Origin of the sequence: Amycolatopsis sp. CFH S0740 (assembly GCF_004522315.1) — a bacterium.
In the GTDB taxonomy this organism is placed as follows: domain Bacteria; phylum Actinomycetota; class Actinomycetes; order Mycobacteriales; family Pseudonocardiaceae; genus Amycolatopsis; species Amycolatopsis nivea.
Genome location: NZ_SDLS01000006.1, coordinates 116,323 through 141,986, shown reverse-complemented (window position 1 = coordinate 141,986; position 25,664 = coordinate 116,323). Strand labels below are relative to the sequence as shown.

Genomic DNA, 25,664 nt, shown 5'->3' with positions numbered 1-25,664 from the left:
ACGGCCGGAGCCGGATCCGCGACCCACCCGCGCCAGGCCGGGGTTGCTCCGGGTGGCCGAGTCACGACAGGGTGAGCACATGACCACGACAGCGCCGTCTTTCCGGAGTGTGTTCCGGATGGGCGAATTTCGTGCGCTCTGGCTCGCGCACGTATTGTCGGTGGCAGGTGATCAACTAGCACGAGTCGCGCTGACTGTGTTGGTGTTCAACCGAACGGCGTCCGCGGGTTGGGCCGCCGGGACGTACGCGCTCACCTATTTGCCGGACCTCCTCGGCGGTGCGCTCGGCGGGCTCGCCGACCGGTTCCCGCGCCGGACCGTGCTCGTGGTCGCGGATGTCGTGCGCGCATTGCTGGTCGCGTTGATGGCGATCCCCGGCATGCCTTGGCCGGTCGCCGCGGGACTGCTCGTGATCGTGCAACTCGCGGCCGGACCGTTTCAGGCGGCTCGGCAAGCGGTCCTGCCGGACATGCTCGGCGAGGAGAAACTGGCGACCGGTCAAGCGATTCTCTCCTCGACGTACCAGGCCGCGCTGGTGATCGGCTTCGGCGCGGGCGCCGCGGTGGTCGCGTGGCTCGGGGTTTCGGGCGCGCTGTGGGCCGACGCCGTGACGTTCGCGGTCTCGGCAGCCGCGCTGCGCTGGGGATTGCGGCTGTACCCGGTTTCGAAGGTGACCGCGCACGTGCCGCAATGGGCGTCGCTGAAGGCTGGTTGCCGGCTGGTCGCGCGGGACCGGAAACTGCGGTCGCTGCTGGCGATCGCGTGCTGCTGCGGGTTTTACGTGGTGCCGGAGGGCTTGGCGGTGCCCGTGGCCGCGCAACTCGGCGGCACGGGCGTGCTCGGCTGGCTGCTGGTCGCGAACCCGGTCGGGACGCTGCTCGGCGCGCTGCTGATCAGCCGGTTGCCGCGGGCACGGCAGGTGCGGTGGCTGGGCCCGCTCGCGGTGGCGAGCAGTCTTGTCCTGCTGCCGACCGGCTGGACGCCCGCGTTGCCGGTGGTCGTCGCGGTCTGGACGGTGTCCGGGATGTTCTCCGCGCACGACTTGATCACCCAGGTGCAGTACAGCCTCGCCGCGCCGCCGGAACAGCGCGGCCAGGTGATCGGGGTCGCGATCGCGGCGTTGCGGGCGGCGCAAGGCCTGACGATCGCGGCCGCGGGCGCGCTGGCACTGGCCTTCGCGCCGACGACGGTGGTCGCGATCGCCGCCGTCGCCGGGGCGGGATGCGCCGCTCTGGCCGGGATCGCCTGGACGCGGGCGGTGCGAGCGGACCGCGCGGTGCGGCCCCGCCGAACTCCCCTCGACGGGGCCACCCCACCTCCCGCGCCGTAATCCGCGGGACGGGTGCGCCGCGGGACTGGCTTCGGTCACGTCCAGTTGTTGTCACGCATGCCCTCTCACCTCCTCGTAGGGCGGGCTGGGGGCGGTTCAGCGGGTCCAGTTGTTGTCGCGCACGGCGGGGCTCCTTTCTTGGCTTGATGGGCGGTGGTTACGGGCTCAGCTGGACCAGTTGTTGTCGCGCATGGGGCGGTTCCTTTCGCGATTGGGCGGTCGGTGTCGCGGGATTCAGCGGATCCAGTTGTTGTCACGCACGGCGGGGCTCCTTTCTCGGCTCGACGGGCGGTGGTCGCGGGGGTCAGCGGGACCAGTTGTTGTCACGCACGGCGGCGGCTCCTTTCGCGATTGGGCGGTCGGTGTCGCGGGATTCAGCGGATCCAGTTGTTGTCACGCATCGCGGCGGCTCCCTTCGCGAGTTGGCGGGCGGGGGTTGTGGGGGTTCAGCGAGACCAGTTGTTGTCACGCATCGCGGGCGGCTCCCTTCACGGCTCGACGGGCGATGGTCGGCGGAACTCAACGAGTCCAGTTGTTGTCACGCACAGCAGCGGCTCCTTTCGCGAGTTGACGGCAGTGGTTGCTGGGATTCAGCGGGTCCAGTTGTTGTCGCGCACGACGGCAGCTCCCTTCCGGATCGACGGTCAGCACTCAGCACGTTCAGCGAGTCCAGTTGTTGTCGCGCATGGCAGTTGTTCACCTCCTCCGCGCACATTTCGTGCAGTGGTTTCAGCCGTCTCAGCGAGTCCAGTTGTTGTCGCGCATCGCGAGCCTCCTTTCCGCATCCCGGATTCCCTCCTCCGCCCCATTCACCAGTTGTTGTCCCGCACTGTGGGCACCTCCTCTCATCTGCGAAGGCCGAAGTCTCGACCTCGAGTCGAGACCGCGAGGGAGACCGAGGTCACCGAAGAGCCGTCCAGTTGTTGTCGCGCACTGTTGTCACCTCCGTTTCAGAGTCGCGCCTTCGGCGGTTTTCGCACGTCATCGCCGGTCGGCTGGTCACCGAATGTGGCCATGGGGGGGCCAAATGGGACCCTCGTGGATCCCCTGGTCCGGCCCGGATTCGGAGCAGCTGGTCACTACTCACAGTGGCCACCTCCCCTCGCCGGCCGTCTGGCGCTGGGCTGACCGGGCGAAATCGCCCCGGGGCTTCCCAGAGTCCGGACGACAGGCAGCACACAACGCGCCTCGTCGTTTACCGTAGAAGCCAATCGGGTGAGGTGAAGAGTGCGCGGACGAGTTGCCGGGTGGTTCACAGGCTGGCGCCTATGGCGGCTGCCCTCTCACGTCCGCATGTATGTGCTGCTGGTGAACGTCGTGGCGGTGGGCACCACCCTCGCCACCGCGTGGCTCGCGCCGGTGCGTCAGATCGACCTGGTCCGCTTCGGGGTTCTCGCCGTATGCGCGGCGCTCGCGATCGAGGCGACCCGGCACATTGAACGGCAGCGCGAGTACAGCCGAGCACCCACAGTCGCGTACGTCGACACCAAGGCCGTGTGGAGCATCGCCGCCGTAGTGGCACTGCCGGCGATCCTCGCGTCGGCGATGGTCGTGCTCACCTACGCCGTCGCCTGGTGGCGGATCTGGCCGCGCGAACGGCCGGTCCTGCCGCACCGCTGGATTTTCTCCTGCGCGTCCGTCCTGTGCGGGACGCAAGCCGCCGTCGCGGTGCTCGCGCTCGGGATGCACGAGTACCCCGGGGTGCTCGCCCACGGCTTCGGGCCCGGCCTGGTCGATCTGATCGTCTTCGTGCTCGCCGCCGGGCTGCGCTGGGCGATCAACACCGCGCTCGTCATGGTCGCGATCGCGCTGTCGAGCCCGCCGCGGTCGTTCGCCGACCTGTTCTCCGGTTTCGGCGACCAGCTCCTCGAAGCCGGCGCGATCGGCCTCGGCCTGGTCACCGCTGCGCTCCTGCTGCTGGCCAACCCGCTGATCCTGGCGGGCGTCGTGATCGCGCTCGTGGCGTTGCACCGCGGGCTGCTGCTCACTCAGTTCCAGCGCGACGCGCGCACCGACGTCACCACCGGGCTCGCCACCAAACGCTGGTGGCGCACAGTCGCCGAGCGCTACCTCGAGCGCGCGCGGGCGAACCAGGACAGCGTCGGCGTGCTGCTGCTGGACCTCGACCACTTCAAGGCGATCAACGACACCTACGGCCACCCCACCGGCGACCTGGTGCTGCGGGAGATCGCGCTGTCGCTGCGCGACGAGGTCCGCGAGCAGGACGTGTGCGGCCGCTGGGGCGGCGAGGAGTTCGCGATCGCGCTGCCGGACATCCCGAGCGCCGAACACCTCGGCCACATCGCCGATCGCATCCGGCGGCGGATCCCGCAGGTGGTCGTCGCGCTGCCGGACCAGGATTCGGTGATCAGCGACCTGACCGTCTCGATCGGCTGCGCGCTGTACCCGGCGAAGCACCTCTCCAGCGTCGACGACGTGCTGGTGGCCGCCGACGCCGCGCTGTACCGCGCCAAGCAGGCGGGCCGGAACCGCGTCGAGCTGGCCAGCGCTTGACCGCCTGCTCAGGCCACCGCTAAAACTCGTCTCATGGACTGGACTCTCGAGGTCGTCGTCGTTCCAGTAACCGATGTGGACCGGGCGAAAGCGTTCTACGTCGACCAGGTCGGCTTCCGCCTCGACCACGACATCAACCCCGGACCGGGCCAGCGCCTGGTGCAGCTGACGCCGCCCGGATCCGGCTGTTCGATCGTGCTGGGCAAGGGCATGGTCCCGGACATGCCGCCGGGTTCGCTGAAGGGTCTGCAGCTCGTCGTCGCCGACGTCCGGAAGGCTCGCGAGGAGCTGGTCGCACGCGGCGTCGACGTCGGCGAACTCCAGGTCTACGGCTCAGACCCGGGCACCGGCGCGCTCGAAGACCTCGACAACATCGGGTTCATCCACTTCGCCGACCCCGACGGCAACAGCTGGGCCGTCCAGCAGATCTCCGCGCGCGCCAAGAGTTGACCCTCGACCACGGCAACCGCCCGTGTCCAACCGGCCTAATCCACCAGCGCGCCGCAGCTGACATTCACCGTCGCGGCCGTTATCGCCCGCGCGCGATCAGACGCCGCCACCGCACCGAGATCGGCCAGCATCGCGGTACGCCCACTTCGCCGACCCCGACAGCACCAGCTGGGCCGTCCAACAGATCTCCGCCCGCGCCAAGAACTCACCCTCAACCACAGCAACCACCGGTGTCCAACCGGCCTAGTCCACCAGCGCACCGCAGCTGACGTTCACCGTCGCGGCCGTCATCGTCCGGGCGCGATCGGACGCGACAAACGCCGCCACCGCACCGACATCGGCCAGCGTTGCGGTGCGGCCGAGCATGGTCGGCTCGGCGAGTTCCGCACTCAGTTCCTCGGCACCGGGGAAGTCCGCGGGGATCGTTTCCGGGACGCCGCCGGTCCGAAGGGTCACCGTGCGGACGCCGTACCGGCCGAGTTCGGCGGCGAGTTGTCGACGCATCGCTTCCAGCGCGGAGAAGCCGACTTGCAGACCGCCGACCGCGTGGTTGCGCACCGGGTCGCCGTCGCCGCCGAAGAGGAGGACTACGCCGTTGCCTTGGCGTTTCATGTGCCGACCCGCTGCACGCATGGTGAGGAAGGTGGTGCGCACGCCGTTGACTACCGGTTGTTCGTAGTCGGCCAACGACATCTCGACCATCGGAGTCCCCTGGACGTCGCCGTGGCTGATCACGTTCACCGAGATGTCGAGACTGCCCGCGGCCTCGACTACCGCGTCCGCATGCGCATCGACAGATTTCTCGTCGAGCGCGTCGACCACGGCGACGTCGGCGGTACCGCCAGCAGCGCGGATCTCCCCGGCGACTCGGTCCAGCTTCTCGCGAGTACGTCCGGCCAGGAAGACCCGTGCGCCTTCCTCCGCGAACGCTCGCGCGAACGCACCGCCGATTCCTCCGCCAGCGCCGTACACGACCGCGTTTTTGCCTTCGAGCAGCATCTTCCGGGCTCCCTTCTCGTGCCTGTCACCAGTGCGTCGAGCGGGGAACCGGGAAATCGACACCGTTCTCAGGGACGTTCCGCACCCATCGGATTTGGAATAGGCACACCTCCGTTGTCGATGATCCGCCGGCTTAACGGGATCGCCAGGTCCAGCAGCCGGTCGGCGCCTTCCGGGCCCAAGGCTTCGAGCGGGGCGGCGGCCAGGCGGTCGGTGGTTTCCTCGATGGTCCGGCGGACTTCCGCACCCGCTGGGGTCAACCCGCCAGCGTCGAGCAGACCGCGATCGACCAGGTTTGCCGTTGCCTCGGACCATTCCTCGTCGGTCCACCCTCGGGCGCGCTGGACTTGCTCGCGGCTGGTGGCTCCGGTGGCGATGTGGGTGAGGGTGGTTTCCAGCCCGGTCAGCCCGGACGCGACTGCGGCCAGGACGTGGCCGTCACCGCGATGTTCGCGCAGGACGGCAGTAGCGAGCCACAACCGGGCCAGCGGCCGGTCCGGGCGAGGCACCGCGGACCAGGCCGCGGCGAGTGGGCGGGCGTCGAATTGGCAGGCGGCGACCGCTTGTTCCAGCAGCGTGACCAGTTCGTCCACAGTGGACGGACCCAGCAGCCGCGTCAACGCCGCTTCGACCGCTTCCACCCGCGTGCGCACAACATCGGCGGGAGAAGCGAACGTCCACGCGTCCGGCAGCGCTCGCTCGACCATCCGCGGCGCGAACCCGAAGAACATCGACGTGACCGGTTCCGGGCCGATGGGACCGAGTGGCGCCGCCCGGCCCGCGAAGTAGCCCATCCACCAGCCGCGCAAGCCGACATTCTTCGCCGCCGCGGCGGGTTCCGGGGCGAAGTAGACGACTGCGTGGAGGGGTTCGATGGCGGTCCAGAGGTTTCGGGCCGGGTTCGGCTTCATGCGGAAAACTCTAGGCCCCGGGTACGACAAAAACCGCCGCGCAGGAAGAAGCCCGCCGCCCCGGAAGGGGGACGGCGGGCCGTGGAACCGAAAAACCTCAGGCGAGCTCGAGGCCGTAGGACTGCAGTTCCAGAGTCAGCGGGTAGAAGTAGCTGGTCTGGGTGTCGCCGCCGGAGAGGGTGCCGAGGCCCTTCTCGCCGTCGTACGCCGGGCCGCCCGAGTCGCCGTGGTCGGTGTGGGCAGTGGTGCCGAACTCGTGGTTCAGGACGCCGACGTCGAAGTTGACCGACTCGTCCACCGAGGTGACCTCGCCGCTGCCGCCGCCGGTCGTCTGGCCCATCTTCTGGATCTGCTCGCCGACGGTCGGCGTGCCGGCGCTGGTGATCTGCTGGCCGGTGTTGATCGCGCCGGGGCCGGAGCCGTTCGGGCGAGTCAGCAGGCCGGAGTCGGCTCCGGGGCAGTCGCTTTCGACGACCTGCGCGCCGGAAACGTCGCCGCCGGACCAGGTGCCGCCCTCGTTGGTGCAGTGGCCCGCGGTCAGCATGTACGGCTGGCCGCCCTTGGTCACGTTGAAGCCGAGGGAGCAGGTGAACTGGCCGTTGTTGATCGAGTCGCCGTCCGCGATGTAGGTGGCCAGCTTGCCCGAGCGGTGCTCGACGCGCGCCGCGTCGCCCAGTTTCGCCGCGGCCGCCGCGACCTTGTCCTTCGTGGCCTGGGACGCCGAGTCGTAGATCTTCACCACGACCTGGTTGGTCTTGGTGTCGATGCCCCACGACGTCTGCGGCACGTTCTTGACGGTGTCCATCTGGTTCTTCGCGCCGGTGAGGGCGGTGAAGCTGTGCTTGACGAGCTTGGTCGCGAAGCCCGCGGCCTCTGCCTTCTCCTGCGCCGCGGCGTCGGTGACGTTCAGGACCGCCTTGCCGCGTTCGAGGTAGATGCCGCCGTTTCCGGCGCCGAGCGTGTCGGCGACCTGCGTCGCCTGGGTGATCGCCTGTGCCTGCATCTGGGCGAACGCCATCGGGCTTGCCGAGGCGGCGTTCACGCACATGCCCGCGGTCAAGGCCGCGGCCGACAGTGCGGTGAATCCCGCGACGAGCGTCTTCCGGGAAGTCATGGATCTTCCTCCAGGTGGGCTGAACCGACCGGTGGGACGCCCCACACTTTTGTTGCCCGGCAACCAACGCGAAACCGACGAAGGTTGGTTAATAACCAAAAAATGCGGACCAATCGGACACCGTTGCGCCGTTCGGGCCACCTGGAATACCCCGAACGGCACCGCTGACCTGCGTCGCGACCTGGATCAATGCTGTCCGGGCCACCGGACGTGCTCGGCGTAGCCCTCGTTCTTGCGCAGGTACCCGGCGATGAACGGGCACACCGGCACGATCACGCCGCCCCGCGCGACGACGTCATCCAGCGCCGCCTTCGCCAGCACCTTGCCGAGCCCGCGGCCGCCGAACTCGTCACCGATCTCCGTGTGCGTGAAGACGGTTTCGGTGTCCTTCGAGGTGAACTCGGCGAAGCCGGCGAGCTTGCCGTCCGCATACACTTCGTAGCGGTTTTCGCTGTCGTTGCGGGAAACGCTGGTCTCTTCGCTCATTCCCGCATCTTCACACACCACCGCCGGCGGGACCCGATTCCGTGCTCTCCCTGGCAAGCACCGTGTGCGGCGCGACGAACTCCTCGGCAGGCAGCTCCGGGTTCTCGATCCGGGCGGCGAGACGGGACACCGCGGTCCGGGCGATGAACGGAGTGTCCAGCGAGACGGTGCTCAACGACGGGCGGGAATAGCGGCCTTCCTCGATGTCGTCGATGCCGATGATCGCGACGTCCTCCGGGACCCGCAGACCCGCGTCGAAAACCGCTCGGATCGCACCCATCGCGAGCAGGTCGGAATAGCAGAAAATCGCGTCCGGGCAAGGGGATTCGCGAAGCAGCGACGCCGTCGCCGCGTATCCGTCGGCCCGCCCGTAATGGGCCGCGGTGGCCTGCAACGCGTTCACCGGCTCGAGCCCGTGCTCGTCGAGCGCTTTGCGGAATCCCTCGGTGCGCTGCAACGGCGTCGAGTACGTCTCCTTCGGCTGGGCGCCGATCGCCGCGATGCGTGTACGGCCGCGGTCGAGCAGATGCGTGGTCGCGTCGTGCGCCGCGACGACGTTGTCGATCGCCACGTGGTCGAAGCGGCTGTCGAAGACGTGCTCGCCGAGAAGGATCAGCGGCGACGAGCGGGCCGGGTCCACGTCGCGCAGTTCCTCGCTGGTCGCGAGCGGCGCGAACAGCATGCCGTCGAACAGGTTCCGCCTGCCCCCGCCGCGCAGCAGCTGGCGTTCCCGCTCGTGGTCGTGCCCGGTCTGGTCGATCATCACCTGGAAACCGAGGCTCGCGGCGGCGTCGATGACCTCGCGGGCGAGCTGGCTGAAGTACGGCACGTCGATCTCGGGCACCACCAGCGAGAGCAAGCCGGTCTTGCCGGTGCGCAGCGTGCGGGCGACCGGATTCGGGATGTAGCCGAGTTCGTCGATGGCACTCAGCACGCGCTGGCGCATCTTCTCGCTGACGTGCTCGTACCCGCTGACGACGTTCGACACCGTCCGCACGGAAACCCGCGCCCGGTCCGCCACGTCCCGCAACGTCGCCGCCATGAAACTCCTTCCGCCCGGAAAGTCATCCTACCTTTTGCAACGTGTGCAAGCATGTCGTACAGTTTGCCTACGTTGGCAAATCCGCGGCGCGCCTCGCCGCGTTGCCACCGTCCCGCACAAAGGAGTGCCATGAACCCCACTCTCCGACGGAGCGGACGGACAGCCCGCCTCCTCGCCCGCCGGGCCGGTGCCGTCGCCGCCGCGGCCCTGCTCACCGCCGGGCTGACCGGCTGCGGCCCGGACATCAGCTCCGGCGGTTCGGCGGCGGACAACGCCGTGCTGCAGGCGCCGTCCGAAGACGCGCCGAAAGGCGAAATCACGATCTGGGACCGCTCGGGCGACCTGTACAAGGTCTTCGACGCCGCGATCAAGAAGTTCACCGCGAAATACCCCGGCGTCACGGTCAAGCACGAGGCCGTCGACATCGACGGCAAGCTCCAGAACACGCTGATCACCGGCACCGACGTGCCTGACGGAGTGTTCCTCGACGACGCCAAGGTCGGCGGCTACGTCAGCCACCTGTGGAATCTCAAGGACGTGCTCGCGCCCTACACCAAGGACATCGCCAAGCAGAAGGTCGACGTCAACACCGTCAACGGCGGCATCTACGGCGTTCCTTTCGACCTCGACCCCGGGCTGCTGTTCTACAACGCGAAAGCGCTGAGCGCCGCCGGGATCGACCCGAACGGCATCAAGACCTACGCCGATCTGGTCGCCGCGGCGAAGAAGTACCAGCAGTTCAAGCCGGGCGCGAAGCCGATCCACCTGGAACAGAACGCCTTCAACAGCCAGCTCCAGCTGGAGATGTTCGCCAGCCAGCTGGGCACCGGCCTCGCCGGCCCGGACGGCAAGCTGCGGCTGAATTCCCCGCCGTACCACCAGATCCTGACCTGGCTCGACACCGTGCGCAAGGAAGGGCTCGGCACCCGCGCGGAGTACCTCAAGCCCAGCGACGTGAGCGCGCTGGACTCCGGCGACGAGGTCTTCTACCCGTGGGCGATCTGGTTCGACTTCGCCCCGCAGCAGCAATTGACCACGACGAAGGGCGACTGGCGGGCGATGCCGCTGCCCGCGTGGAACGCCGGCGGCGCACGCAGCGGTGCGATGGGCGGTTCGTCGTTCGTCATCCCCAAGGACGCCAAGAACCCGAAGCTGTCCTGGCTGTTCTACCGCTTCCTGATGTTCGACCAGGCGGGCTACACCGCGGTCTACGGTCCGAACGCGGTCTATCCGGGCGGGCTGAACACGTCGGTCCCCGCCTACCTGCCCGCGGCCGATCCGGCGAAGCCGCTGTTCCGGCCGATCGACGCGATGGGCGGCCAGGACGTCTGGAAGACCGCCGTCGAAGCGGGCCGGGAAATCCCCGGCGGAGCGCCGATCCCTGCCTGGTGGTCGGGCGCGGTCGACTACCTCGGCACTGATCTGCAGAAGATGCTGGACGGCGCGCTGACTCCGCAGCAGGTGATCGACAAGGCGAGCAAAGACATCCAGACCAACCTGATCGACCGCAAATGACCACTCGTTCCGTTACCGCCGAGGCGAAGGTTTTCCGGGAGCCGTCTCCGTCCGTCGGACCGCGGGCCGGAAAACCGCGGCGGCGCGCCTTCGCGTGGCGCCGCCGCCTCGCCCCCTACCTGTTCGTGCTGCCGTTCGTGCTGGTGTTCCTGGCTTTCAGCGTCTACCCGTTGTTTTTCACGCTGCGCCTGAGCTTCACTGACTGGCACGGCTCCGGCGCCGCGCACTGGATCGGTTTCGACAACTACCGGTATCTGCTGACCAGCAACGGTTTCTGGTCGTCGCTGGGCAACTCCGGGGTGCTGTGGCTGCTGATCGTCCCGGCGCAGATCGTGCTGGCCGTGCTCGTGGCCGTGCTGCTCAACGCGATCAAGCGGCTGCGCGGGTTCTACCGAGTGGCGTTCGTGGTGCCGTTCGTGACCCCGCTGGTCGCGGTCGCGCAGATCTGGATCGTGCTGTTCGACCAGAACAACGGCGCGGTGAACGCGGTGCTCGGCGCGGTCGGGCTGCCGCCGGTCGGCTGGCTCGTCACGAGCGGATGGGCGAAGCCGACGCTGGCGTTGCTGTTTCTCTGGAAGACCACCGGGTTCGTCGTGCTGATCGTCCTTTCCGGACTCCAGCAGATCGACCGCGGACTGTACGAAGCGGCCTCGCTCGACGGGGCGGGCCGGATGCGGCAACTCTGGTCGATCACCGTTCCGCTGCTGCGCCGGTCGCTGATGTTCAGCGTCGTGCTGCAGACCCTGGCGGTGTTCCAGATGTTCGCCGAGCCGTACGTGGTGACGCAGGGCGGGCCGTACACGTCGACCACCACGGCCGGGCTCTACCTCTACAACCACATCACCCACGCGGATCTCGGCACCGGGGCGGCGAACTCGTTCCTCCTGGTGATCATCGTGATGGCGGTGTCGCTGCTTTTCGTGCGGCTGCTGCGAGCGGAGGACTGACATGACCACCCTCGACGTCCGGGAGCGGTGGAAGTCCGCCCGCCCGCTGCTCGGCTCGCACGCGTTCCTGCTCGTGCTCACCGTCGCGCTGCTCGCGCCGGTGGTGTGGGCGATCCTGTCCTCGTTCAAACCGGCGGGCGAGATCATCCGGAATCCGCTCGGGTTCGACCCGGCGACGTTCACCCTCGCCAATTTCCGCGGGATGTTCCAGGACGTCCCGATCGGCAGCGGCTTTCTCAACACCGCCGTCGTGCTCGCGGCGAAGGGCGCGATCACGATGTTCTGCGCGCCGCTGGCGGCCTACGCGTTCGCGAAGTACCGCTTCGCGGGCCGGAACCTGATCTTCGGCGCCGTGCTGCTCACCTTGATGCTGCCGACGATCGTGCTCGTCATCCCGCTGCTGCTGGAGATGAAGGAACTCGGCTGGGTCAACACCTACCAGGCGCTGATCCTGCCCGGTTCGGTCGACGCGTTCGCGATTTTCTGGATGCGCCAGGTGATCGCGGCGGTGCCGGACGAACTGCTCGACGCGGCCAGGGTGGACGGCTGCGGCGAGTTCGGCATCTTCTGGCGGGTGGTCGTCCCGGCGATCCGGCCGGGGCTGGCCGGACTGGGCGTGCTGACGATCATGAACATCTACAACGATTTCGTCTGGCCGGTGGTGGCGGCCAGCTCCAGCCGGATGGCCACCCTCCAGGTCGTTCTCTCGACGCTCGCCCAGAACATCTCGGGCAACCGCGTGGGCTCGGATTACGCGACCGTCACCGGCGAACTGCTCGCCGCCGCGTCGATCGCGCTCGTTCCGCTCCTGATCCTGTTCATCGTGCTGCAGAAGCATTTCATCAACGGCATCCTCGCCGGAAGCGTAAAGGGCTGACACACATGACGATTGCCGAGAACGCCGCCGACCCGCGCAGCGAAGAGGCGGTTCCCCGGCCCGGATACCCGCGCCCCGACCGGGACCGATCCGCGCGGTGGCTGAGCCTCAACGGCCGCTGGCGGTTCATCGCCGACGACGGGGCTCCCGAGTCGATCATCGTTCCGTTCGCCTGGGAGACCGCTGCTTCCGGCGTGCAGCGGACCTGGCTGCCGCGCGCGGTCTATGCCCGTACGGTCACGGTTCCGCCGGAGTGGAGCGGACGCCGCGTGGTGCTGTGTTTCGGCGCCGTGCATCACCGGGCGACCGTCTCGATCGACGGCGTGCCCATTGGCTCGCACGTCGGCGGGTACAGCTCGTTCGAGTTCGACGTCACCGAGGTGCTCGAACCTGGCCGTCCCGCCGAGCTGGCCGTGGAAGTCGAGGCACCGGCGGACAAACGCGAAATCCCGCACGGCAAACAGCGTTCGATCCCGCGGGACGACTACGACGGCGTTTCGTTCACGCCGACGTCCGGGATCTGGCAGAGCGTCTGGCTGGAGGCCCGCGGGCGCACGTACGCCGCCGAAGTTTCCGTGCGCGGCGATTCGCTGACCGGCTTCGACATCACCGGTGACCTCGCTGGCGACGCTCCGGACACCGCGGTCGTGGTCGCTCAACTCGAAGGCCGCGAGACCGTCCTCCCGGTGCGCGACGCGCGGTTCTCCGGACGGCTGGACATTCCCGACCCTCAGCTGTGGAGCCCGGAATCACCGCATCTGTACTCCATCGCGCTGACCGTCGGCGAGGGCGACGACGCCGACCGGCTGACCGTGACCGGCGGGCTGCGCCGGATCGAAACCCGCGGCGAAGCGTTGTATCTCAACGGGGAACGGCTGTACGTGCGCGGGGTGCTGGACCAGGGATACTGGCCGGAGAGCGGGCTCACCGCACCGGACGACGAAGCGCTGGTCCGCGACCTCGAACTGGCCCGGGAACTCGGTTTTTCCCTGGTGCGCAAGCATCTCAAGCCCGAGGAACCGCGCTGGCTGCACCACGCGGACCGGATGGGGATGCTGGTGTGGGCTGAACCGCCTGCCCCCAGCCGGTTCAGCCCGGCCGCGGCCGCCGCTTTCGAGGCACAACTGCCGGGCCTCGTGCGCCGCGACGGCAACCATCCCTCGATCGTCATCTGGGGGCTGTACAACGAAGAATGGGGCCTGGACTGGGACATCCCGGGCAGCCCCGAGCGCGCCGCCGCGGCAACGCACGCTTACGACCTCCTGCGCTCGCTCGACGACACCCGCCCGATCGTGGAGAACTCCGGCTGGGCGCACGTGAAGACGGATCTGGTCGACTGGCACTACTACGACGAAGACCCGCGCCGCTGGGCCGACAACCTCGCCGCGCTCGCGTCCGGCGAACGGGAGTCCTTCGAGGTCAAGCTCCGGGCGGACTTCCTTGTCGACAAATCGTTCTACGGCTCGGCCAGCTTCCCGCGCTCCGGAGTGCCGGTGCTGAACAGCGAATACGGCGCGGGGTTCACCAGCCTGGAACGAGCGTGGCACGTGCGCTGGCAGACGCAGGAAATCCGCAGGCACGACCGGTTTTCCGGGTACATCTACACCGAACTGACCGATGTGGAACACGAAATGGCGGGCCTGCTGGACGCACACCGGCGGCCCAAGGACTGGGGCGGGCTCGACCCGGCCGACGCGTTCGCGCCGACGACGCTGGTAGTCGACCTGGTCCCGGCGCACGCGGGCGCGGACCTGCCGGTTCCCGCGGAGCCGCTGACCTTGGACGTGCACGTGTCGCACACCGGGACGGAACCGATCGCGGGAACACTGCACGCGGGGTGGGGAGCCGCTGGCTCGCGCACTCTCCCGGAGTCGATGGATTCCGTTGCCGCGCAAGCGAAACCGTTCCGGCTCAGCGACGCGTTCCCGCTGACCGTCCCCGCACCGGGCGGCCCGGCGCGGCTGCATCTCTGGCTGGAGACTGAAAGCGGGACAGCAGCGCGGACCTTCGTGGACGCGGCCGTGGTGGAGGAATTGAACCGGCGCGGCGCGCGGGAGTGACCGTTCGCGGGAAAGGGCGGCCAGCTTGAGCTGACCGCCCTTTCCGCTCAAGCAGGAACGTGCCAGGACTGAGTGAACAGCCCATTGCAGTCATAGATCTGCAGCTGCGTGCCGTCCGCCGTCTGGGCCTGCGGATCGTCCAGGCAGCGGCCCGATGGCGGGTTGTAGATCGATCCGTCGGCCCGTGCCTGCCACTGCTGTGCAGGCGTGCCAAGGCAGTCGCGCAGCTCTACCTTGGCGAAGTTGGCAGTGCTGCCGCCGACGATGTTGAGGCATTTGTCGAAGGCGCGGATCGTGCCGTCGGTTTCCAGAGACCACTGCTGACCGGTCGCGATGCCGCAGGTGTAGAGCTGCACCGCGTTGCCGTTGACGGACGTGTTGGTGTTCACGTCAACGCATTTGCCCGCGGGGCCGGTGATCTGGCCCTGCGCGTTCGGCAGCGTCGCCGTGCCGAAGGCGGTTTCGCATTTGCCGGTGGACAGGTGTGTGCCCGCGAGCATCAGGAAGGTGTTGCCGGACGACGCGCCGAGCAACGGGGAGCTGTACCCGGCGCACGCTGTCTCGCCCGCGTCGTAGCCGCCGGTCGGAGCGGTGGTCACCGGCGTGGTGATCTCCTGCCAGGCACCGGATCCGAGGTTCCGGTTCACGAACAGCACGTGCCCGTCTTCCGGCTGCACGGCCAGCGATCCGTCGGTGCCCGCGACGACCCGCTGTCCGGACGCGACGAGGGTCCCGTTCGCGCCGCCGGCGGGCGACCACGTCAGATACGGCGTGTGCAGCAGGAAGCGGTGGTCAGCGGTTTCGATCCGGGTGCCGAGGCTGCCGGGGTTCCACGATTCGGCGTCCGCCGAGGTCTTGATGTAGACGTCGCAGGCCTGATCCGGGTCGGCGCCGGCTTTGCAGTCCTCGTAGGTCATCGCGTAGGAGCCGTTGGGCAGCGGGACGACGGTGGCCATCCCCGGCCGGTCGACACCGTTTTGCACCGCGACGTCGTAGACCTCGCTCCCCCAGGTCAGGCCGCCGTCGGCGGAGACGGTGTGCGCGAGCACCTGGGCGTACCCGTTCGAGGACGGGCGTTCGTCGGAGAAGTAGCAGACGAGACCGTGGCTGGTGGTCTCGAACTCCGGCTCCCAGATGCCGTGCCCGATCGTGTTGGCCATGCCGGACTCGGCCGCGCACGAACTGCGGTAGGTCCAGCTCGCTCCCTGATCGGTGGACGCGAACACCTCCACCGCCTGCTGCGTGTAGTCGCCGTGGTTCCAGGCGGTGCCCGCGGCGAGCAGCGTGCCAGCCGGCAGCGACCCTTCGGCGCGCGGCAGTTCGTAGAGCGTCGGGCCGTCGAGATCCCAGCCGTGCTGGGTGTCGGTGACCGTGCTGATCGGCGAGGAAGTCCACGTCACACCGTTGTCGGTCGAGCGGTAGATCGGGAAGTTCGCCTTTCCGACGCCGGTGCCGGAATGAGAGAACGTCGCGAGCAGCGTGCCGTTGGCGCCGCCGTTGTGTTCGAGACGGATGACCCGCGGATAGCTCGCGTCTTCGGTGGAACCACTCGCGGTGCTGGGCCGGTAAAGCACTCCGCCAGACGTCGTCGCCGCGACGGCGACGCCTTGCGGGAGCGCGGCCGCGACGAGCACTACCGCCGCGACCAGCGCACCGCGCCGTCGTGGACCAGAACGAGAAGCCAGGGGACCAGGCGACATGAGCGTCACTCCTAGGACGGGACAGCGCCGCGGCCCCTGGGCACGACGGCCCACGCGTGCGGCCTTCTCTCGCCGCCGTGCCGAGTCGTCTCGAAGAGGGCCGCCACGGGGATCCGGGCCGCTTTGCCATCGTGTGAAAAACTGAGAATACTCCAGTTTGCACACGTTGCAATAAGCTGTTCGGGCCGCCCGTGCAATCGTTCGCACCGGTTACCGCGTCCCTACCCGGATGTCGGCGCGCCCCGCACCGACGAGCGACGCGACAGCACACAGGGGCGATCCCGCGCCGGCCTCCGCTAGGCCGCCCGGGCGACCGCCCGGTTCGCCGGAGTGGCGGGCCTTCCGCCGCGCCGGTGCGGTCTGTTTGCCTCGTGGTGTCGGTACCCGCGACCGCGAGGGGAGCCCGCGTGCAGCCGTTCGTCCTGCCCGAGTTCTATCTGTCGTACCCGGCCCGGCTGAACCCGCACCTGGACGGCGCGCGGAAGCACAGCAAGGCATGGGCGTACACGATGGACATGATCGACGTGCCCCAGCACGGCACCGTCATCTGGAACGAGCACGACCTCGACTCCCACGACTACGCGCTCTTGTGTTCCTACACCCATCCCGACGCCGCCCCGCAGGAACTCGACCTCGTCACGGACTGGTACGTCTGGGTATTCTATTTCGACGACCATTTCCTGGAACTGTTCAAACGCACCGGCGACATCGAACACGCCCGCGGTTATCTGGACCGGATCGCTCGTTTCATGCCCGCCGAGGGCGAAATCACCGATACCCCGGAAAACCCCGTCGAACGCGGCCTGACCGATCTGTGGAACCGCACTGTCCCGCACCGGTCCGCGGCCTGGCGGCGACGCTTCCGCGAAAGCACGCGCAACCTCCTCGACGAATCTCTCTGGGAACTGGCCAACATCAACGAAAGCCGGGTCGCGAACCCGATCGAATACGTCGCCATGCGCCGCAAAGTCGGCGGTGCCCCCTGGTCGGCGAACCTGATCGAACACTCCCTGAACGCCGAGGTCCCGGACGAAATCGCGGCGAAACGCCCGATGGAAGTCCTGCGCGACTGCTTCGCCGACGCCGTCCACCTCCGCAACGACCTCTTCTCCTACCAGCGCGAAGTCGAGGACGAAGGCGAACTTTCCAACAGCGTCCTGGTCTTCGAAAAGTTCCTGGGCTGCACCACCCAAGAGGCCGCGGACGCGGTAAACGACTTGCTAACCTCGCGCTTGCACCAATTCGAGCACACCGCCCTCACCGAAGTCCCCGCCCTCTTCGACGAACACGGCGTACAACCAGCCGGGCGAGCCGAAACCTTCGCGTACGTCAAAGGCCTGCAAGACTGGCAATCCGGCGGACACGAATGGCATCTGCGCTCGAGCCGCTACATGAACGAAGGCGCCCTAGAAGCCCGAGGCGGCCCAGAGTTGCTAGGCGGCCCTTCCGGACTGGGCACCTCCGCCGCCCGCATCTTCCGCTCCGTCGCCACCACCGCCCCGCAACGCACACGATCTTTCACCCACCACCCTCACGAACAACTAGGCCCAGTCCCTCTGCCCGCCCTGCCCCTGCCCTTCCCCCTGCGACTCAGCCCGCACCTCTCCGCGGAACGCACGAAAATCGCCGATTGGCCACGCCGCATAGGTCTCCTGTCCGAGGGAGTCTGGGACACCGCCCGCCTGCGCGCGTCCGACGTGCCACTGGCCACCGCAGGCATCTGCCCCGACGCTCCCCCGGAACAGGTCTCCCTCACCAACGACTGGCTCACCTGGGGCACCTACGCCGACGACTACTACACAGAAGTCCTCTCGTCTGACCTGTCCGCCACCAGACTGACCACCGAACGCCTCAAACTCTTCATGCCCACCATCGGCGAGCCCCCTCCCTCACCGCAAACCGCGCTGGAAACCGGTCTAGCGGACCTCTGGCAACGCACCACCGGCCCCCTGAGCCCCGCCGAACGCGAAACCTTCCGCGCCACAGTCGAGTCGATGATCGACGCCTGGGTATGGGAAGCGGCCACCCAAGCCCAAAACCGCATCCCCGACCCCATCGACTACGTCGAGATGCGCCGCCGCGCCTTCGGTTCCGACCTGGTGGCGAGTATCAGCAGGCTGACCAACAGCCGCACCGTCCCCGAGGAAATCCACCGGAGCCGAGTCATCGAAGCACTGGAAGACTCCGCCGCCGACTACGCCTGGCTGATCAACGATTTGTTCTCCTACCGCAAGGAAATCGAGTACGAAGGCACCCTGCACAACGCGGTGCTGGTAGTACGGTCCTTCCTGGACGTCGAGCAGGACCGAGCCATCCGCATCGTCGCTGATCTAGCGGAAGCAAGACTCGCCGAGTTCCGCCACGCAGCAGACGTAGGCCTGCCAGGCCTCTTCGCCGACTACGGCCTGGACACAAAAGCACGAGACACGCTCACCGCTTACGCGGACCTGCTGAAAAACCTGATGACCGGCATCGCGAACTGGCACCACGAATCCGCCCGGTACACAGACGAAGAACTGGACCGAGTCCGCGCCGCACAGCTCACCGCCGAACCGACCCCACCCGCTGCTAACCCCATGCAACACCCAGGCTGCACCGGCACCCCCCACGTCCCGCTCGGCGCAACCCCCCGCTTCCACCTGAACGCAACGGGCTTAGGCACCAAATCCCTGCACATCCCCGCCCCATCCAGCCCAACCCCACACTGACGAAGTACGTGAGGGGAACCCTGAGGAACTCTGATTCCGTGAGGGTTCCCCTCACGACCCACGACTAGCCCACCGCCCGCCGGGATGCGCCCCAATGCGGCATTGGGTGCATCCCACGCACCGAACGCCACATTGGGTGCATCTGACGCACCCAATGCCACATTGGGGCGCTAGCCCCACCCCCACCCAAACCGCACCCGGCGCACCCAACGATCAAGGCACCCCGCCGCAGCCGATGCACCCAACGAGCGAGGCACCCAGCCCCTCCCCCGCACCCCGATACGAAGCCTCCCTGCGGGCGGTGGGTGCTTGTCAAGGCATCTTTCCCGCCTTGACAAGCACCCACCGCCCGTCAGCACAATCAAGCTTCGGGGTGCCCCACGCAACCACCAAGCGATGTCGCCGCCAGGCGACGAGCCGCCAAGCAAACCAACAGCCCCAAAGGGTGCCCCCCACCACTCCACCGAGCATCCAGCCGCACATCCAGCAATACTCGAACCCGTGACCAGCCCGAACCTCCACTTCCTAGGCCACGCGTCCACCCGCGTGGAGCTAGCCGGCCAGGTCGCCCTCACCGACCCAGTCCTCACCCGCTGGGTAGGCCCGCTAACCCGAGTAGCCCCCAAACCCGACGTCTCCTCATGGACCGCGGTAGACGTCGTCCTCATCTCCCACCTCCACGGCGACCACCTCCACCTCCCCTCCCTGAAACTCCTCGGCAAGCACACGAGAATCGTCGTCCCCCGAGGCGCGGGCTCCTGGCTGGCCAAACGAGGCTTCACCGAGGTGGAAGAAATCTCCCCGGGCCAAACCATCACCAGCGGCCCGATGAACATCACCGCCACCGAAGCGGTCCACTCCGGCCACCGCTGGGGTCCTCGCCTCACCCACGGCCCGCAAAGCCCCGCCCTCGGCCACCTCCTCGAGGCCGACAACCAGCGGATCTACTCCGCAGGCGACACCGACCTCTTCCCCGGCATGGCCGACCTGGGCCCGGTGGACGTAGCTCTCCTCCCCGTCTGGGGCTGGGGCCCGAACCTCGGCCCAGGCCACCTCACCCCGGAACGAGCCGCCGAAGCCGCCGCTCTCCTCCAGGCCCGCACGGCGGTCCCAGTCCACTGGGGAACGCTCGCCGTCCCCGGCATCCACCGCACCGCCAAGATGCGCCAGCTCCTCGTGGAACCCCCGCGCACGTTCGCGCACCACGTCCGCTGTCTAGGCCTGGACACCGAGGTCCTGCACACCCGCCCCGGCTCCGACGTCCTGCTCCCGACTCGCGAGGAGCGCGGGTGAATTGGACAGACCCGTCAGCGATCGGCTACCCGGCGCTGTTCGGCGGAGTACTGCTCGGCTCCGTGATCCCCATCGTCCCGACCGGCGCGCTCGTCGGCGCGGCGGCCGCGGTCGCGATGACCACCGACCACCTCTCGCTCCCGCTGGTGATCCTGCTGGCGGTCGCGGGCGCGTACCTGGGCGACGTGATCACTTTCGCCGTCCCGAGGTTCGGCAGTGAACCCCTCCTGCGTTTCGTCGAACGACGACAACAAGCCGAACGCCTCGCTAAAGGCCGCGAGCAGTTCGCGAGACGCGGCTGGCAGCTCGTGGTGATCGGCCGCCTGGTGCCCGCCGGACGCATCCCGGTGCTGCTCGCCGCGGGCACGCTCGGCTATCCCTGGCGCAAGTTCCTCCCGTCCGGCCTGCTGGCCTGCGTGCTGTGGGCGGTGGCGTACTCGCTGCTGGGCATCCTCAGCGGCGGCATCTTCGACTCGCCGCTGATCGCGACGCTGCTCGCCACCGTCCTGGTGCTGCTGGTGACCGTGCTGACCACGCTGATCTCCAAGAAACGGGCGGCCCATCAGACGGGAGGACATCGATGACGACACCTGCTCCGGCGAAGGGCCGGTTGCTGCGCGGCGGCCGGGTCGTCGCGCGGGTCCTGCTGGTCTGGGTGGCGGTCACCGGCGCGTTGCGGCTGCTCGACGCGTGGCTCGACCGCTTCACGATGCAGTCGTGGTGGCAGCCGACGGTCTGCGCGCTGATCCTCGGCCTGCTCATCTCGGTGGTGTGGCCGCTCGTGGTGCGGGTGGCGTGGCCGATCGCGTACTTCACCCTCGGCGTCGGCACCTACATCCTGCTCAGCGCCGCGGCACTGGCGATCCTCCAGGCCGTACCCGGCGTTGAGCTGCACGGTTTCTCGACAGCCGTCGTCATCACCGTCGCCATGTCCGCGGTGGGCGCGGTGATCTCCAGCGTGCTGGCCGTCGACGAGGACGAGATCTTCTTCCGGCGCGCCGCTCGCCGCCGGCGGAAAGCGAAGCACCGCACCGATTTCGCCGATCAACCGCCCGGCGTGGTCTTCCTGCAGATCGACGGGCTCGGTTACGACACCGTCCGCCGCGCCGTGCGGGACGGGGACATGCCGACCTTCGCCAAGTGGCTGTCCGAGGGCACGCATTCGCTCACCCGCTGGCACACCGACTGGAGTTCGCAGACCGGCGCGAGCGTCTGCGGGATCCTGCACGGTTCCAACCACGACATCCTCGGTTTCCGCTGGTACGAAAAGGACCGCGACCACGTCATGGCGTGCGCGCATCCGTCCGACGCGGCGGAGATCGAGCGGCGGCACAGCGACGGGCGCGGCCTGCTGTCGATCGGCGGCGCGAGCCACGGCAACCTCTTCTCCGGCGACGCCCCGCACGTCAGCCTGACCATGAGTTCGGTGCCGGTGCTCACGCCGCGCAAGCGTCGCCGGGACCGGGTCGGCGCTGGGTACCGTGCCTACTTCGCCAATCCGGTCAACGTGTTGCGCACCTTCGGGGTCGCGCTCGCCGACGTCGTCCGCGAACTGTCCGCGGCGGCCAAACAGCGGCGCGCGGGAGTGCTGCCGCGGATTCCGCGCGGCGGCGTCTACCCGCTCGCCCGGCCGGGCACGACGGTGATCGCGCGCGACGTCGTGGTGTCCGCGATCATCGGCGACATGCTCGCCGGACGGCCGGTGGTGTACGCCGATTTCCTCGGCTACGACGAGGTCGCGCACCATTCCGGCATCGAACGGTTCGACACGCTGGAGGTGCTGCGGTCGATCGACCAGCAGTTCGCGCGGCTGCTGCGGGCCGGTCGGCTCTCGCCGCGGAAGTACCACATCGTCGGGCTGTCCGACCATGGGCAAACGCAAGGTCAGGCGTTCGTCGACCGGTTCGGCGAAACCATTGAGGCGCTCGTCGGACGGCTTTGCGGCGGCGAACCCGTTGCCGAGCAAGGAAAGCGGCGACAGGCGGAAAGCTGGCAGGTCAACGCGGCACTCGCCGAAGCGACCGCGACCGGCGGCCTGATCGCGCGACGGTTGCGGGCCAGGGTCGAAGGCGCGGAAGGATCCGACAACCGGCCGCGCACCGCGACTGGCTCGCCGGGGCAGGTCACGCGGGTGGCTCCCGGGGTCGTCGCGGTCGTGTCCGGGCATCTGGCGATGGTGTCGTTCACCGAGCACGAGGGCCGGGTCGAGCTGGAGACGATCGAACGCGAGTACCCGGACCTGCTGCCGACGCTGGTCGACCACGACGGCGTCGGGTTCCTGCTGGTCCGCAGCCGCGAATTCGGCCCGGTGGTGCTCGGTCGCGACGGACTGAAGCGGCTGGCCACCGGGGTCGTGATCGGCGAAGACCCACTGGCCGGCTACGGTCCGTACGCCGCCGAGCTGGTCCAGCGCGTCGACAGTTTCCCCCATTGCGCGGACATCATGATCAACAGCCGGTACGACGCGGACTCCGACCAGTCCTCGCCGTTCGAACGGCATGTCGGCTCGCACGGCGGACTCGGCGGACCGCAGCAGCGCGGCTTCCTGCTGCATCCGCGAGAATTCCCGGCACCCGGCGAACCCGTCGGCGCGGAAGCCGTGCACCGCGTGTTCCGCGACTGGCTCACCTTCCTCGGCCACCCGGAACCCGGTGCGGCCGAAGACAAACCCGCTGTCGTCCCCTCGGAGGTAGTGTCATGAGCAACCCGATCGTCTACGGCGCGAGCTGGTGCCCGGACGTCAAGCGCAGCCGCGCGCTGCTCGACGCGAAGGGCGTCGAGTACGACTACGTGGACGTCGAGGCCGACCCCGCCGCCGAAGCCCGCGTACGCGAACTGCAGGACGGCGCTCGCCGCATCCCGACCATCGTCTTCGCGGACGGCAGCCACCTCGTCGAGCCGAGCGACGACGAGCTGAACGCGCACCTCGCGCAGTGACTCCACTGACGGAACTCCCGCTGGGCACGCGGGTTGTCGTGCGATACCGGATCGAGGGCGGGTTCACCGACGCCCTCGGTCCGTTGCGCGCCCGCGACGCCGACACCTGCACCGTCGAGACCAAACGCGGCCTGGTCGTCGTTCCGCTGGCCGCGGTGGTCGCCGCCAAACCCGTGCCGCCAGCTCCGCAGCGGAGGTAGACCGCCGCGTTCTGGTAAAGTCGTTTCGTGTCGCAACGAAACGACTCTGCGGACCTGGCCCGCGCGGTCATGGAACTCATCGACCGGGGGCACCGCCAGCTCTCCCGGCGCCTGGACCTGACCCGGATCCAGGTGCTCGGGACCGTCGCCGCCCGGGGACCCGTCCGGCCCGCCGCGATCGCCGCCGAACTCGGGCTCACCGCCTCGGCGACCAGCCGCCACCTCGCCGCGCTGGAACGGGCGGGACAGGTCGTCGCGGAGCCCGATCCCAGCGATTCCCGCACGTTCCTCGTCCGGCAGACCGACGAGGGACGCGCGGAGATCGCCACCACGATTGAGGCGGGCGCCGCCGTCTTCTCGGAGGTCATCGCCGACTGGCCGGACCGGGACGTGACCACCGCGCTGGAGCTGGTCACCCGGCTCAACCAGGCGTGGGCGGAACGCGGCGGCACGGTCACGAGCCCGCCCGGAACCGGTCCTCGCTGGCGCCGCGCGCGGCACGTGCGGGAAAGCGAGGAGGAGCAGTGATCCGGGAGCGACCAGTGCCGACGCCAGTGCAATGGGCGCGGGTGCTGCTCGCCGTCGTGGCGATCAGTCATCTGGTGGTGCCCGTGGTGATGTGGTCGAGCCGGGACACCTTGCGCACACAGATCGCGTCCCAGCACCCCGAGTTCGCCGCGGCCGAGATCGACCGGTCCGTCGATCTCGCGGTGGTTTCCGGCGCGGTGTTCCACGGCGTCCTGCTGGTGCTGTGCGCGCTGCTGGTCTGGAAGCTGGCCACCGCGCGACGGTGGACCCGCCGTCTCACGACGGTCTCCCAGCTGTTGTCCGTGGTGTTCAGCGCCGTCTCTTGGTCGTCCTCGCCGATGTTCCACGCGGTCGTCCCGGTCGTCGGCGCGGTGCAGCTCGTCATCGTTGCCCTGCTGTGGGCGCCCCCGTCCGCGCGGGAGTTCTTCAGCGGGCAGCGGCAGAAATCGAGTGGCTCGCCCGCGCCGAATTTGTGACGATCACCGGATGCGTACCTTCGACGAACTGGTGGACGAGGCCGCGTCGGTGTCGGTGGACGGCTGGGATTTCTCCTGGCTCGACGGCCGGGCCAGCGAGCAGCGGCCGTCCTGGGGGTATCAACGGCTGCTCGGCGAACGACTGCGGGACGTCCAGTCCGTTGTGGACATCCAGACCGGCGGCGGCGAAGTGCTGGCCGGCGTGCCGGTCCTGCCCCCGCTCACGGTCGCCACCGAATCGTGGCCGCCGAATCTCGAGAAGGCGGCCGCGTTGCTGGAACCCCGCGGCGCGACCGTCGTCGCGGACACGGACGAGCCGCCGCTTCCATTTCAGGACAACACGTTCGAAATGGTCGTCAGCAGGCATCCGGTCACGGTGTGGTGGGACGAGATCAAGCGCGTCCTCAAACCCGGCGGCCGCTATCTGTCGCAACAGGTCGGGCCGTGGAGCGTGTTCGAGCTGGTCGAGTACTTCCTCGGACCGCAACCGCCGGAGGTACGCAACGGCCGCCATCCAGACCACGCCAAAGCCGCAGCGGAGCGGGCCGGGCTCGAGGTAGTGGACCTGCGCTTCGAGGAACTCCGCACTGAATTCCACGACATCGGCGCGGTGATTTACTTCCTGCGCAAGGTGATCTGGATGGTGCCGGGGTTCACGGTGGCCGAATACCTGCCGCGCCTGCGCGAGCTGCACGAGGAACTTCAGAACGGCCCGTTCGTCGCGACGACTACTCGGTACCTGATCGAGGCGCGCAAGCGATAGCCGCCTCGATCCCGTCCGCCAGCACCGCCACGCCGGCGTCGAAGCTCAACCGGGCTTCGTGCTCCAAATAGGACACTCCGGCGGGCGGTGGCGGCGCCCCTTCCTCGCCCAGTCGCGCGACGTTCGGGTACCGCTCCGCCAGATCCGGGGCCAGCTCGCCGAGCGCGGACGTCCGCGCACGCCACCAGTCCTCATCGGACAGTCCGGTTTCCTTCAGCGCCAACCGGGATTCGGCGGCGATCTGCACCGCGCCGCGCACGACGTTGAGCAGCGCGCCCACCAGCCGCCGTACCTGGCCGGCGGGCAGACCGGTCGCGAACAGCACCCGCAGCACCGTTTCCTGCATCCGGAACTCCCCCGGACCCAGCACCGGCCGCGCGTAGGACACCTGCAGCAGCCACGGGTGACGCAGATGGAAGTCCCACAGGTCGCCGGCCAGTTCGAGCAACGCGGGCCGCCAGCCGCCGGACAGCTCGTGGTCATCGCGCAGATCGCCGAACGCCTGGTCGCACATCAAGTCGATCAGCTCGGTCTTGCTCGGCACGTACGTGTACAGCGCCATCGCCGTGCGCCCGAGCCGCTCCCCGACCGCGCGCATCGACAACGCCGCCATGCCCTCGGCATCGGCGAGCTCGATCGCCGCGCTCACGATGAGGTCCACGCTCAGCGCGGGTTTCGGCCCCGGCGCGCTGCGCGGTTCGCTGCCCGCGCGCCACAGCAACTCCATCGAACGGCGGGCGTCGCCCTGCCCCGCGAACACGACCACCGGCGACCCCTTTCCCCTTACAGGATAAAGGACCGCCGGGGTCGCTGG

Annotated in this window: 23 protein-coding genes; 16 read left to right on the top strand and 7 right to left on the bottom strand. The window is 68.6% G+C overall.

The genetic code is table 11. From position 1 onward, the window contains the following. The first annotated feature begins 79 nt into the window (after positions 1-79). The 3 genes from EIZ45_RS13060 (at position 80) to EIZ45_RS13050 (ending at position 4,294) form a co-directional block, all read left to right on the top strand. The gene (locus EIZ45_RS13060; RefSeq protein ID WP_134663349.1) at positions 80-1,330 is read left to right on the top strand and encodes an MFS transporter; all 1,251 of its coding nucleotides are present in this window, start codon (positions 80-82) and stop codon (positions 1,328-1,330) included. Positions 1,331-2,557: 1,227 nt separating this feature from the next. Continuing rightward, the gene (locus EIZ45_RS13055; protein ID WP_205669938.1) at positions 2,558-3,844 is read left to right on the top strand and encodes a diguanylate cyclase; all 1,287 of its coding nucleotides are present in this window, start codon (positions 2,558-2,560) and stop codon (positions 3,842-3,844) included. Between the two features lie 33 nt (positions 3,845-3,877). Then, positions 3,878-4,294 (top strand): VOC family protein, encoded by a 417-nt coding sequence (locus EIZ45_RS13050; protein ID WP_134663351.1) that lies wholly within the window; start codon positions 3,878-3,880, stop codon positions 4,292-4,294. 243 nt (positions 4,295-4,537) lie between these two features. On the opposite strand, the gene EIZ45_RS13040 is transcribed toward EIZ45_RS13050, so the two are convergent. From EIZ45_RS13040 to EIZ45_RS13020, 5 genes are all read right to left on the bottom strand, one after another. Continuing rightward, positions 4,538-5,293 carry an SDR family NAD(P)-dependent oxidoreductase gene (locus EIZ45_RS13040; RefSeq protein ID WP_134663352.1) on the bottom strand — a complete coding sequence of 252 codons (756 nt, stop codon included), beginning with the start codon at positions 5,291-5,293 and terminating at the stop codon, positions 4,538-4,540. 68 nt (positions 5,294-5,361) lie between these two features. Beyond that, positions 5,362-6,204, bottom strand: coding sequence for a hypothetical protein (locus EIZ45_RS13035; RefSeq protein WP_134663353.1), 843 nt, complete (start codon positions 6,202-6,204; stop codon positions 5,362-5,364). A 97-nt stretch (positions 6,205-6,301) separates the two neighbouring features. Next, positions 6,302-7,318 carry a S1 family peptidase gene (locus EIZ45_RS13030; protein WP_134663354.1) on the bottom strand — a complete coding sequence of 339 codons (1,017 nt, stop codon included), beginning with the start codon at positions 7,316-7,318 and terminating at the stop codon, positions 6,302-6,304. A 186-nt stretch (positions 7,319-7,504) separates the two neighbouring features. Continuing rightward, the gene (locus tag EIZ45_RS13025) at positions 7,505-7,804 is read right to left on the bottom strand and encodes a GNAT family N-acetyltransferase (RefSeq protein ID WP_134663355.1); all 300 of its coding nucleotides are present in this window, start codon (positions 7,802-7,804) and stop codon (positions 7,505-7,507) included. A 10-nt stretch (positions 7,805-7,814) separates the two neighbouring features. Beyond that, complete coding sequence (locus EIZ45_RS13020) at positions 7,815-8,846, bottom strand: LacI family DNA-binding transcriptional regulator (protein WP_134663356.1); 1,032 nt, start codon at positions 8,844-8,846, stop codon at positions 7,815-7,817. A gap of 129 nt (positions 8,847-8,975) precedes the next feature. Here EIZ45_RS13020 and EIZ45_RS13015 point away from each other — a divergent pair, with 129 nt between their 5' ends. Genes EIZ45_RS13015 through EIZ45_RS13000 form a run of 4 tightly spaced genes read left to right on the top strand, consistent with a single transcriptional unit; the run spans position 8,976 to position 14,245 of the window. Further along, positions 8,976-10,361, top strand: coding sequence for an ABC transporter substrate-binding protein (locus EIZ45_RS13015; protein WP_134663357.1), 1,386 nt, complete (start codon positions 8,976-8,978; stop codon positions 10,359-10,361). After that, complete coding sequence (locus EIZ45_RS13010; RefSeq protein WP_037818356.1) at positions 10,358-11,308, top strand: carbohydrate ABC transporter permease; 951 nt, start codon at positions 10,358-10,360, stop codon at positions 11,306-11,308. Before EIZ45_RS13015 ends, EIZ45_RS13010 begins: the two co-directional genes overlap by 4 nt. 1 nt (position 11,309) lies before the next feature. Continuing rightward, positions 11,310-12,185, top strand: a complete 876-nt coding sequence (locus tag EIZ45_RS13005) for a carbohydrate ABC transporter permease (RefSeq protein WP_134663358.1) — start codon at positions 11,310-11,312, stop codon at positions 12,183-12,185. Positions 12,186-12,190: 5 nt separating this feature from the next. Next, positions 12,191-14,245, top strand: a complete 2,055-nt coding sequence (locus EIZ45_RS13000) for a glycoside hydrolase family 2 protein (protein WP_134663359.1) — start codon at positions 12,191-12,193, stop codon at positions 14,243-14,245. 47 nt (positions 14,246-14,292) lie between these two features. On the opposite strand, the gene EIZ45_RS12995 is transcribed toward EIZ45_RS13000, so the two are convergent. Then, entirely contained in the window at positions 14,293-15,945 is a 1,653-nt protein-coding gene (locus EIZ45_RS12995; protein ID WP_167754330.1) for a sialidase family protein, read from the bottom strand. A 407-nt stretch (positions 15,946-16,352) separates the two neighbouring features. Between EIZ45_RS12995 and EIZ45_RS12990 the strand changes: the two genes are divergently transcribed. The 9 genes from EIZ45_RS12990 to EIZ45_RS12950 all read left to right on the top strand — a co-directional run bounded on the left by EIZ45_RS12990 (position 16,353) and on the right by EIZ45_RS12950 (position 24,850). After that, complete coding sequence (locus EIZ45_RS12990; protein WP_205669939.1) at positions 16,353-18,653, top strand: germacradienol/geosmin synthase; 2,301 nt, start codon at positions 16,353-16,355, stop codon at positions 18,651-18,653. Positions 18,654-19,154: 501 nt separating this feature from the next. Beyond that, on the top strand, positions 19,155-19,946 hold the full coding sequence (locus tag EIZ45_RS12985; RefSeq protein WP_134663360.1) for an MBL fold metallo-hydrolase: 792 nt from the start codon (positions 19,155-19,157) through the stop codon (positions 19,944-19,946). Next, on the top strand, positions 19,943-20,530 hold the full coding sequence (locus tag EIZ45_RS12980; protein ID WP_037818351.1) for a DedA family protein: 588 nt from the start codon (positions 19,943-19,945) through the stop codon (positions 20,528-20,530). Before EIZ45_RS12985 ends, EIZ45_RS12980 begins: the two co-directional genes overlap by 4 nt. Continuing rightward, the gene (locus EIZ45_RS12975; protein WP_134663361.1) at positions 20,527-22,647 is read left to right on the top strand and encodes a phage holin family protein; all 2,121 of its coding nucleotides are present in this window, start codon (positions 20,527-20,529) and stop codon (positions 22,645-22,647) included. Before EIZ45_RS12980 ends, EIZ45_RS12975 begins: the two co-directional genes overlap by 4 nt. Further along, positions 22,644-22,883, top strand: a complete 240-nt coding sequence (locus EIZ45_RS12970; protein ID WP_037818348.1) for a glutaredoxin domain-containing protein — start codon at positions 22,644-22,646, stop codon at positions 22,881-22,883. The genes EIZ45_RS12975 and EIZ45_RS12970 overlap by 4 nt, the downstream gene beginning before the upstream one ends. Beyond that, a complete protein-coding gene (locus tag EIZ45_RS12965) occupies positions 22,880-23,083 on the top strand; it encodes a hypothetical protein (protein ID WP_037818347.1) in 204 nt (67 codons plus the stop codon). Before EIZ45_RS12970 ends, EIZ45_RS12965 begins: the two co-directional genes overlap by 4 nt. 27 nt (positions 23,084-23,110) lie before the next feature. Next, complete coding sequence (locus tag EIZ45_RS12960) at positions 23,111-23,611, top strand: MarR family winged helix-turn-helix transcriptional regulator (protein WP_134663362.1); 501 nt, start codon at positions 23,111-23,113, stop codon at positions 23,609-23,611. Positions 23,612-23,625: 14 nt separating this feature from the next. After that, entirely contained in the window at positions 23,626-24,087 is a 462-nt protein-coding gene (locus EIZ45_RS12955) for a hypothetical protein (protein WP_134663363.1), read from the top strand. Between the two features lie 10 nt (positions 24,088-24,097). Next, positions 24,098-24,850 (top strand): class I SAM-dependent methyltransferase, encoded by a 753-nt coding sequence (locus EIZ45_RS12950; protein WP_134663364.1) that lies wholly within the window; start codon positions 24,098-24,100, stop codon positions 24,848-24,850. Here the strand turns inward: EIZ45_RS12950 and EIZ45_RS12945 are convergent. Beyond that, the gene (locus EIZ45_RS12945; RefSeq protein WP_134663365.1) at positions 24,816-25,616 is read right to left on the bottom strand and encodes a TetR/AcrR family transcriptional regulator; all 801 of its coding nucleotides are present in this window, start codon (positions 25,614-25,616) and stop codon (positions 24,816-24,818) included. The genes EIZ45_RS12950 and EIZ45_RS12945 overlap by 35 nt on opposite strands. Positions 25,617-25,664 lie beyond the last annotated feature (48 nt).